The organism is Pedobacter chinensis (assembly GCF_003339865.1).
Taxonomy (GTDB): domain Bacteria; phylum Bacteroidota; class Bacteroidia; order Sphingobacteriales; family Sphingobacteriaceae; genus Pedobacter; species Pedobacter chinensis.
In genome coordinates, this window is record NZ_QPKV01000014.1 from 126,619 (window position 1) to 136,963 (window position 10,345).

The 10,345-nt window shown below is 37.4% G+C and carries 11 protein-coding genes; 4 read left to right on the forward strand and 7 right to left on the reverse strand.

Annotated elements, in window-relative coordinates; all coding sequences use genetic code 11:
* Window positions 1-12 precede the first annotated feature (12 nt).
* Together DU508_RS22235 and polA are read right to left on the reverse strand one after the other, a co-directional pair.
* Window positions 13-333, reverse strand: coding sequence for a hypothetical protein (locus DU508_RS22235; protein WP_115404862.1), 321 nt, complete (start codon window positions 331-333; stop codon window positions 13-15).
* A 92-nt stretch (window positions 334-425) separates the two neighbouring features.
* Complete coding sequence (gene polA, locus DU508_RS22240) at window positions 426-3,233, reverse strand: DNA polymerase I (protein WP_115404863.1); 2,808 nt, start codon at window positions 3,231-3,233, stop codon at window positions 426-428.
* 157 nt (window positions 3,234-3,390) lie between these two features.
* Between polA and DU508_RS22245 the strand changes: the two genes are divergently transcribed.
* Both DU508_RS22245 and DU508_RS22250 read left to right on the forward strand, forming a co-directional pair.
* Complete coding sequence (locus tag DU508_RS22245; protein WP_115404864.1) at window positions 3,391-4,164, forward strand: hypothetical protein; 774 nt, start codon at window positions 3,391-3,393, stop codon at window positions 4,162-4,164.
* A 44-nt stretch (window positions 4,165-4,208) separates the two neighbouring features.
* On the forward strand, window positions 4,209-4,892 hold the full coding sequence (locus tag DU508_RS22250; protein ID WP_115404865.1) for a hypothetical protein: 684 nt from the start codon (window positions 4,209-4,211) through the stop codon (window positions 4,890-4,892).
* A 171-nt stretch (window positions 4,893-5,063) separates the two neighbouring features.
* Here DU508_RS22250 and DU508_RS22255 read toward each other — a convergent pair whose 3' ends face one another.
* From DU508_RS22255 to trmB, 5 genes are all read right to left on the reverse strand, one after another.
* Window positions 5,064-5,651 carry a DNA-3-methyladenine glycosylase I gene (locus tag DU508_RS22255; RefSeq protein WP_115404866.1) on the reverse strand — a complete coding sequence of 196 codons (588 nt, stop codon included), beginning with the start codon at window positions 5,649-5,651 and terminating at the stop codon, window positions 5,064-5,066.
* Between the two features lie 20 nt (window positions 5,652-5,671).
* On the reverse strand, window positions 5,672-6,016 hold the full coding sequence (locus tag DU508_RS22260) for a four helix bundle protein (protein WP_317047857.1): 345 nt from the start codon (window positions 6,014-6,016) through the stop codon (window positions 5,672-5,674).
* A gap of 93 nt (window positions 6,017-6,109) precedes the next feature.
* Window positions 6,110-6,451: a carboxymuconolactone decarboxylase family protein gene (locus DU508_RS22265; protein ID WP_115404867.1), complete on the reverse strand. Its 342-nt coding sequence runs from the start codon at window positions 6,449-6,451 to the stop codon at window positions 6,110-6,112.
* Between the two features lie 87 nt (window positions 6,452-6,538).
* A complete protein-coding gene (locus DU508_RS22270) occupies window positions 6,539-6,868 on the reverse strand; it encodes an MGMT family protein (protein WP_115404868.1) in 330 nt (109 codons plus the stop codon).
* 4 nt (window positions 6,869-6,872) lie between these two features.
* Window positions 6,873-7,520 carry a tRNA (guanosine(46)-N7)-methyltransferase TrmB gene (gene trmB, locus DU508_RS22275; protein WP_115404869.1) on the reverse strand — a complete coding sequence of 216 codons (648 nt, stop codon included), beginning with the start codon at window positions 7,518-7,520 and terminating at the stop codon, window positions 6,873-6,875.
* Between the two features lie 115 nt (window positions 7,521-7,635).
* Between trmB and fcl the strand changes: the two genes are divergently transcribed.
* Complete coding sequence (fcl, locus tag DU508_RS22280; protein ID WP_115404870.1) at window positions 7,636-8,562, forward strand: GDP-L-fucose synthase; 927 nt, start codon at window positions 7,636-7,638, stop codon at window positions 8,560-8,562.
* 85 nt (window positions 8,563-8,647) lie between these two features.
* Complete coding sequence (locus DU508_RS22285; protein WP_115404871.1) at window positions 8,648-9,580, forward strand: hydrogen peroxide-inducible genes activator; 933 nt, start codon at window positions 8,648-8,650, stop codon at window positions 9,578-9,580.
* The last annotated feature ends 765 nt before the right edge of the window (window positions 9,581-10,345 follow it).

Here is a 10,345-nt window from a genome sequence, read left to right on the forward strand (position 1 = left end):
ATAAACCTAAAACTAATTTTTCTTAGCAGCAGCTTTATTCACTTTATAACGCATGTCTGCTGTACCATCTTTTTTAGTTGGCCCTGCAACTTTTGTTACTGCTTTTGCTTTGTTCTCTTTAAAACGCAAATCCGGCGTTCCATCTGCCTTTAATTTTGATGCTGTGGTAGTGGTTTTAGTTTCTACTTTTTTAGCTTCTTGTTTTACCCCTTCCTTTACAGGTGCAGTAGTTGTTTTTACCTCTTTTTTAACAACTGCCTTAGCTGGTGTTTGAGCAAATGCTGTTGTTAATCCAAATGCCGCAATTGCGATTAAACTCAATAACTTTTTCATACTCGTTTCTTTTTAATTTTCACTCGTTTAAATTTGTTAATATAAAGTTGATCAATCGGGATGAAGTTTTTATGAAGAAGGGAAATTTATTTTTAATGTGCAGCCAACCAGTTATCGCCCTCGCCAATTTCTACCACAATCGGCACGGTAAGTTTAATGGCATTGGCCATTTTATCTTGAATAATTGTTTTCATTAGCTCTTTCTCTGATTTCAACACATCAAAAACCAATTCATCATGTACTTGCATGGTCATGGTCGATTTAAGGTTTTGAGCTTTCATTTCCTTGTGAATGTTAATCATTGCAATCTTAATCATGTCTGCAGCAGAACCTTGAATTGGTGCGTTTATGGCATTTCGCTCTGCAAAACCACGTACAGTCTGGTTAGCAGAATTGATATCCCTTAAGTAGCGCCTTCTGCCCATTATCGTTTCCACAAAACCATTCTCACGGGCAAAGTTCATTGTATCACTCATATAACGTTTAATACCAGGATACTGTGTAAAATATTGTTCAATGATTTCTGCGGCTTCTCTGCGGGGTATGCCTAAATTTTGAGAAAGCCCGAATGCCGATTGGCCATAAATAATACCAAAGTTTACTGCTTTTGCATTTCTACGCTGTGTACCATCAACCTCCTCAATGCCGATTCCATAAACTTTGGCTGCGGTTGCAGTATGAATATCTATGTTTTTGTTGAAAGCATCCAGCATATTTTCTTCTTTACTGATTTCTGCGATAATGCGCAATTCAATTTGCGAATAATCAGCCGATAATAAAATATGATCTTCATCTCTTGCAATGAAGGCCCTGCGAACCTCTCTTCCTCTTTCTGTACGGATTGGAATATTTTGCAAGTTCGGGTTGTTTGAACTTAATCGGCCTGTAGCGGCTACTGCCTGATTGTATGAAGTATGCACACGACCTGTTTTGGGATTTACCATTAATGGCAAAGCATCAACATAGGTCGATTTTAATTTCTGCAACTGGCGGAAATCCAGAATATCTTTAACAATGTCACTTTTACTGGCCAATGCCGTTAAAATATCTTCACCGGTTTGATATTGCCCTGTTTTGGTTTTTTTCGCTTTCGGATCTAATTGAAGCTTATCAAATAATACTTCTCCCAATTGCTTTGGCGAAGCCAGATTAAACTTAATGCCCGCCTTATCGTAAACGCTTTGTTCAAATTTAACAATATCGGTCTCCAGCTCCTTTGAATAGGCCTTCAATGTTTCTATATCAATTCGAACGCCTTCTTTTTCAACATCGGCTAAAACGTAAACCAAAGGGTTTTCAATTTCTGCTGCAAGTTTTGCTGCATTTAATTCCTTTAGTTTTGGTTCAAAAATGTGTGCCAGTTGCAGGGTCACATCAGCATCTTCAGCAGCATAATCTACCACATCGATAACCGGAACATCACGCATGGTAAGCTGATTTTTACCTTTTGCACCAATCAATTTAGTAATTGAAATTGGCGAATAACCTAAATAGTTTTCTGAAAGCACATCCATTCCATGTCGGGTATCCGGATCAATCAGATAATGCGCAAGCATTGTATCAAAAAGCTTTCCTTTTACTTCAACACCATACCATTTTAAAACCAGTATATCGTATTTGGTGTTTTGCCCAATTTTTTCAATTTTTTCATTTTCTAAAATAACCCGAAACTCATCAACAACAATTTGTGCCTCTTCTCTGACAGCAGAAACCGGAATGTAGTAACCTGTTCCTGGTTTAATGGAGAAAGATAAACCCACTAAATCGGCCATGTTTGCATCTGTGCCAGTTGTTTCGGTATCAAAAGAAACCCTTTCCTGGGTAAAAAGTAATTTAATCAGATCTGCACGTTGTTCTGACGTTTCAACCAAAATATATTCGTGCTCGGTATTTTCTATCGTTTTAGCGGGAAGCTTTTCAACTGGCTCTTCTTCTAAAGTATCGGTATATTGAATGGCCTCGCCTGGTTGATTACCGAAAAGGTCAGTTTGTGTGCCTTCCTGAAATCTTGCTGTAGTAACCGAAAACTCTTCTCCAAATACCCTGCGACCTAAAGTTCTGAATTCCAATTCGGTAAATAATGGTTCTAATAAATCACGGCTTGGATCACAAAGCTCCAAACTGGCCTCATCCAACTCAACCGGAACATCTAACTGTATGGTTGCCAGTTTTTTAGAAATCAAACCCTGTTCAGCGAAATTTTCTACATTTTCACGTTGTTTCCCTTTCAGTTCATGCGAATTGGCAATGATGTTTTCTATTGAGCCATATTGCTTAATTAAAGATTTTGCTGTCTTTTCTCCAATTCCCGGAATTCCCGGAATATTATCAACAGCATCTCCCCATAAACCTAAAATATCAATTACCTGGAGAACATTATCGATTTCCCATTTCAACAACACCTCTTTAACACCCAGTATTTCCATATCATTGCCCATTCTTGATGGTTTGTAAATGAAAATATTTTCTGAAACCAATTGAGCAAAATCCTTATCGGGTGTCATACAATATACCTGATAGCCTTTTTCTTCTGCTTTTTTGGCCAGTGTACCGATAATATCATCGGCCTCGTAGCCGTCAGATGTAATCACTGGAATATTAAATCCCGTAATCAGCTTAATCACGTAAGGCATAGCCGCTGCCAAATCCTCAGGCATGGCCTGTCGGTGCGCTTTATATGCTTCGAACGATGTGTGCCTTTCCGTTGGTGCATCAGTATCAAAAACAACCGCAATATGGGTTGGCTTTTCTTTCTTCAATACATCGAGCAAAGTATTGGTAAAGCCCATTACTGCTGATGTATTTATCCCGGTTGAAGTAAAACGAGGATTTTTACTTAATGCAAAATGCGCCCTGTACATTAACGCCATTCCATCCAAAAGAAAGAGTTTTTTATTCATGTGATTACACAGATTTAATGATTACCTTGATAAATAGATTTATCAGATGATAAAAGTAACCAAAGTTAATCATATCGGTAAAATGCTTTTTCAACAAAAAAATTAAATTTAATTATTGAATCCTCATACTTTAATCATCATCAGGATAAAACGCTTTATGAAAACATTCTGTACACTTATCTTTTGCTTCATTATAAGCTTAGCCAAAGCTCAGCTTCCATCAGATACCTTAATTACTTATATCACTTTCGAGAACCTGAAAAGCTACGCATCAGGATACGGAACATCGATTGAGCGACCTATAGGCTCTGGGGCATTCATCAATATTGCTGACAGGGGTGCGTTACAAATCAGAATGGCGAAACTGGAGAGTTCTTTTCGCTGGCCTGATGGTTCAACGATAGATTTTTCGAAAAGAGGAAGTATTAGCGGAAAAAACGGAATAGTTGACCAGTATACACTAACAAATCCTGTTAGCAAAACAACCGTAACGCTTTATGTAGATCCATATCATACCGATTCCACTTTTTATGTTCCTGAAGGACTGATCGTTGTAAATGCCGAAATTCTTGCAAAGGAAATTCAACCTCATCTTAAAAAAATTGAGGAACTGGATGCTGCTAAAGATCCTTATGCTGATTTAAAAGAGATGACTGCTCAGGAATTGAATTATATGGCCATGAAGATCGGCATTGCAGCTTTCATTGACCATGATAACCTTAGAAAACTGATGACCGATACCCAGGCTACAAATGAATTGAAAATTTATCTCTTCAATTCTTACATCCTGCATAAGTTTTATGCATTGGGAAAAAATCTTCCAACGCCAAAAGAATACGCTTTCAATAAAATGAAGGAAGATTTCTTAAAATTTCAAAAAAATCATCCTGATGTCGAATCGGGGAACGTTAAAATCCATTTGAATGAGTAAGATTTGATATTTTGTTCCGTTATTTGTGGATAAGCATTATTACTATGAAGTTTTTGTATTCAGCTTTATTGCTCTTTATTATTAATACCGTTTCAGCGCAGGATTTTATCGTTAAAAACAACGATGATGTGATTCGGGGTACCATTAAGGGAACAGATTATTTTTCAGTTTTTATCAGTGCTAATGATGAGGCCGATGTGATTCTTCCTGCAAAAGAGGTAAAGAATTTTTTCTGGAATGGAAATAGTTTTCTGAGTAAAGGGTTTGCAAACGGCAAAAACTTTGAATATCGCTTCGTTAAAGTAATTGAAATGGGAACAGTAAACCTTTATTCTTTTGGTGGTGGAACCTTGGTGCCTGCTGTTAAAGAAAAAAAGGTAAAATTCAGACCTTCAATTGGTATAGGAACGGGTACCGGAGGCTTTGGTGGCATGGGAATGGGTGGAGGAATAAGCATTGGTGGCGGGAATAGAAGCACGGAGCCTGAACGACCTGCAGGAGCGCCTGTAATTCGATATTTTATTGAGAAACCAGGTTCAGGACCTTTACAGGAAATTCCGATGAAAGCACTAACTGATGAGGATAAAAAGGCAGGTGTTAAAGCAATTCTGCTCCAAAAATTAGGCGATCAACCAGGTGTTAAAGCAAAGGTTGAAAACAATGCTGATTTTAACAGCCGTGATGTAATTGAACTGGTTAAGGAATATAATGCAGCAGGGTCAAGATAAAGTTGATGTAAGGATTTTCATGATTAAAAGATTTCCCTTGCGCAACATCGCATCTGGTCTTAGCGTCTCGCTAAGATCAAAAAAATAATCAAATAGGACGTCATTAGTCTTAGCGAGACGCTAAGACGGGTCTGGGACAAGTATGGATTACCAATCTTGGGAAATTATCCATTACCTGGCGCGACAAGTTAATAGGTGATCATTTACCATTCCGGTTGCCTGCATGTGCGCATAACAGATTGTGGTTCCGAAGAATTTAAATCCTCGTTTTTTCATATCCTTACTGATACGGTCAGATAATTCTGTTCGTGCCGGAACATCGCTCATTTTCTCAATTTTATTTTCGATTGGCTTACCGTCAGGAATAAATCCCCAAATGTATTTGGAAAAACTGCCAAATTCTTTCTGAATTTCAATAAACAACCGGGCATTCGTAATGGCACCATTGATTTTTAAGCGATTACGGATGATACCTTCATCCTGCATCAATCGCTCTATATCTTTATCATTAAAAGCAGCAACTTTCTGCACATCAAAACCTGCAAAAGCTTTACGATAATTTTCCCTTCTGCGAAGAATGGTAATCCAGCTTAAGCCAGCTTGTGCACCTTCCAGTATCAAAAATTCGAACAAAATTTTATCGTCATAAACAGGTTTTCCCCATTCTTCATCATGGTATTTAACATAAAGCGGATCGGAGCCTGCCCAGGTGCAGCGTGTTAAGTTTAGAGTCGAGTGTTTGGAGTTTGGAGTTTGCATGGCGGAAAGTTTAACGTATCTTAATTCTTAATAAGAAATTTCTCAGAGTTATTCATCATATAAACTAATAATTTAGCAACTTCCTCTGCCTGATTATTTAATTTTTCAAATTCATTATTGGTAATATACCCGCAAGCCAAGGCAAACTCCAACCAAGTTTGCGTTTCACCATTTTCTGTATCCGAATCAGAAAGCTTGCTTATAAAATGGTTTGGGTACTTTCTTTTTCTATATGCCTCAGCAAGATTGGCACAGACACTTCTCGAGCACCGTCTAATTTGATCTGTTAAACTATATTTTTCTTCAGATGGAAATCTTTTCGAAATATGAAAATATTTCCATTGAGAGTTTGAAACCCTTTTGATAAGCTAATAAATCTTTTATTGTTCCCATTATTAAATATACAAACAATGATACAAGTTACAAGCCACCCAAAACTCCAAACACTCAACTCCAAACTAACTACTTAATTCATCCCAATACTCTACCGCTCTTCTATAATGAGGAATCACGATACTTCCGCCTACCAAATTGGCAATCATAAAAATTTCGTTCATTTCATCGCTGTTCACTCCTGCATCAAAGCATTTCCCTAAATGATATTTAATGCAATCATCACAACGTAAAACCATTGATGCTACTAAACCCAACATCTCTTTGGTTTTTACATCCAAAGCGCCCTCTGCATAAGAAGTGGTATCTAAAGCAAAAAAACGTTTAATATTGGTATTGGCGGTTTCCATAATTCTATCGTTCATTTTTTCACGATAGCCATTGAATTCTTCTACTAACTTTCCCATTATCATTTAGTTAAATTATTTTTAAATATTAATGTTTTGCTTGCCCGGGGCTTTTGCTAATGAATGATAAAAAGCTCCCAACCATCACTAGATAATTTCTTCTAAAGGATTCCAGAATACTTTTTTAAAGTTTACTACTTTATCATTTTTTACCTCAATCCCTTCTTTTAAAAGCAATTCTTCCATCATTTCCGGCGGATCGAAATGGAATTTGCCCGTAAGCAAACCACTGCTGTTCACTACGCGATGTGCAGGCACTTTCGGATGGGCAGTACCTGCATAACTCATGGCATGACCAACCATTCTTGATGATTTTGCAGCACCCAAACTTTTAGCAATGGCTCCATAAGAAGTAACCCTTCCCTTAGGAATTAACCGGGCAATCTCATAAACCTGTTCGTAAAAGTTAGTGTCCATGTTATTAAAATGAAAATTGAATATAATTGATGTTTTTATCGTGAAGCAGATATTTTTTCTCGTAGTATGTTTTTATTGATAAAACGTTGTCAACTAAATCAGAAGTGTACAAATGATCAGTTTTTTTATGAACAACCAAACCAAGTTCTTCGACCTTTTCGCAAGTGTAAGCGTATAGTTGATCGTTGTCGGTTTTAAGATTGACTTTTCCCTCATTTTTTAAGACCACTTTATAGCGGTTTAAAAAAACAGGAAATGTAAGTCTCTTTTTCTCTCTGCTATCTTGCGGCTGAGGATCAGGAAATGTGATCCAGATTTCATCAATTTCATTTTCGGCAAAGTGATCTAATAAATTCTCTATCTGAATTCTTAAAAAAGCCACATTTTTTATGCCTTCTTCAATAGCTGTTTTTGCTCCACGCCAGATGCGATTACCTTTATAATCAACACCGATAAAATTCTTTTCAGGAAATAGTTTGGCTAAGTTTACCGTGTATTCACCCTTCCCGCAAGCCAGTTCCAAAACCACAGGATTCGTGTTTTTGAAATGATTTGCTGCCCAATTGCCTTTTAATGCTTTTCCTTCTTCCAATTGATATACGTTTGCAAAAGTTTCTATCTCTGCAAATCGCCTAAGTTTGTCTTTACCCAAAAGTTTTTTTTGGCAAATTTACAATTAAATCATTTATCAGCATTGCTTTTTACCAGTATAAGTCATGTGTTTTAGTTAATCAATTGTATTTTTGCAGTGCATTAAAATTAATACATTGGAAAAAAACGCTAAAATTTATGTAGCAGGCCATCGTGGTATGGTGGGGTCGGCAATTTACCGTAAACTTCAAAAAGAAGGATTTGAAAATTTAATCGCTAAAACATCTTCTGAACTAGATTTGAGAGATCAGCAATCGGTTAAAGATTTTTTTGCTGAAGAAAAGCCAGATTACGTATTTCTGGCGGCTGCAAAAGTAGGCGGAATTGTCGCTAATAATACTTACAGAGCAGATTTTCTATATGAAAACCTGATGATTCAAAACAATGTGATTCACAATGCTTATTTAACGGGCGTTAAAAAACTGATGTTTTTAGGTTCAAGCTGTATCTATCCCAAATTGGCACCCCAACCACTAAGAGAAGACTATTTGCTAACAGGTACTTTAGAACACACAAACGAACCCTATGCTATTGCGAAAATAGCAGGGATAAAAATGTGCGATGCCTATCGCGATCAATATGGTTGTAATTTTGTTTCTGTAATGCCCACTAATTTGTATGGTTACAATGATAATTATCATCCACAAAACTCGCATGTTTTACCCGCTTTAATTCGAAAAATTCATGAGGCAAAAGCTAATAACGAAAAGCAAGTTACTGTTTGGGGATCGGGCTCGCCAATGCGTGAGTTTCTGTTTGCCGATGATTTAGCTGATGCCTGTTATTTTCTGATGCAGCGTTACAATGAACCAAACCTGATCAACATTGGTACTGGACATGACCTAACCATAAAAGATTTGGCTTTATTGATTAAGGATGTTTTAAGTTATGATGGTGAACTGGTGTTCGATTCATCTAAACCTGATGGTACTCCCCGTAAATTAATGGACGTAAGCAAACTACACGACTTGGGATGGAAGCATAAAATTGAATTAAGAGAAGGAATTGAATTGGCTTATCAGGATTTTATAAGCAGGTATTGAAACTTTTTATAAACTATCCAAACTCAATTATTTTATCTTATAGTCAAAATTGATATCTTTGAAAAGATTAATCAATTTTGGCTATATGACTTTAGTTCAACTAGAATACATCGTTGCGGTAGATACTTACAGAAGTTTTGTAACTGCAGCAGATAAGTGTTTTGTAACTCAACCTACGCTAAGCATGCAGGTTCAAAAACTGGAGGAGCTGTTAAGCGTTAAAATTTTCGACCGCAGTAAGCAGCCGGTAACTCCTACTGAAATTGGTGCTCAGATAATTGCGCAGGCAAGGGTTATATTACAAGAGAGCAATAAAGTAAAAGAACTTATCAGCAGCCAGCAACAAGACGTTATAGGTGAATTAAAAATCGGTGTTATACCTACGGTTGCACCATATTTATTACCGGAAGTTATTTCTGCAATGCTTGAGAAATATCCTGAACTGAAACTTCTTATTTGGGAATACACCACTGAAGATATTATTCATCACTTAAAAACCGGCGTTTTAGATTGCGGTATTTTAGCTACTCCTTTAACTGATTCCAACATTAGTGAAATGCCGTTATACTATGAAAACTTTGTAAGTTACATTAGTAAAAACAGTAAGCTTTATAAAAAGAAAGCTGTTGATGCTGAAGATTTAAATGAGGAAAATATCTGGCTTTTAAATGAGGGTCATTGTATGAGAAATCAGGTGTTAAATATCTGCAGATCGACCAAAAACAACAGGCTCCAGGGGCTGGAATACAATACTGGCAGCGTAGAGACATTAGTTAGAATGGTGGATTTAAACGGAGGTGCTACATTGCTGCCTGAGTTGGCGATTGCCGAATTGAGTGCTAAGCAAACGAACAAAATTCGTCACTTTAAATCTCCGGAGCCTGTTAGAGAAATTAGTCTGGTTACCCACAAAAATTTCGTTAAAAAGAGAATGCTGAATGCGCTGAGAGAGGAGATTCTGACTATCATTCCTAAAACGATGAAGCAGAAAAAGAAAAAAGATATTGTTGGCCTCTAAACCGGAAATATTGACTGTAAAACTTCTTATGTTTAACACTAACTTATAAAAACTGACCGCTGTTTGCATGTGCAGATCTGAACGGTGTTACACAAGTTTTAACGGCCTGCCCTTCCATCATTCCCATAACGCGGATTTATTTTATGCAAGGAGCCCAGTACATCGGCGTCATTTTCGGTGCAGGCGGAAACCTTGATGTTTTCCCTATAGGTTGCAAAAACCGATCATTTCCCAGAAGTTCCATCTATAAGTTGTCATTGCAAGGAGGCACGACAAAGCAATCCGTTTTGTCATGCAATCCCAATTGCAGTATTGGAAAGATTGCTTCACGCTGCCTCGCATATCCTTTTCTTCCGTTCGTAATGACGAGTGTTTCAACAATTTTTCATCAGTGAACAGCATGCGAAAAACCAAAATCAATAAGTTCTTTTACGAGTCCTTTCCCTTCAAGGGGAAAGGTGCCGATAGGCGGATAGGGGATTTACTGATGCGCCATGAGGGGAGATTCCCCTCCTTTTTTAAGGAGGGGGTGTGATGGGTAGTGTGTTGGCAGGGGTGGTTTTGTTGTGAGCTCTCGTATTATCCTCATTCCTGTAAAGGTTTAGTAATTCGGTAACAGAATTACTAAACCTTTACAATTGCAAGGAAGTACGACGAAGCAATCTGTTTTGCCAATGAGTTTTTTGAGCTTCCTCGCCGCCGGAAGGGCTCCTACCTTTTTCTTGATAAAAAGGTAGCCAAAAATCAAGGCTTGGCCCCCTCCCC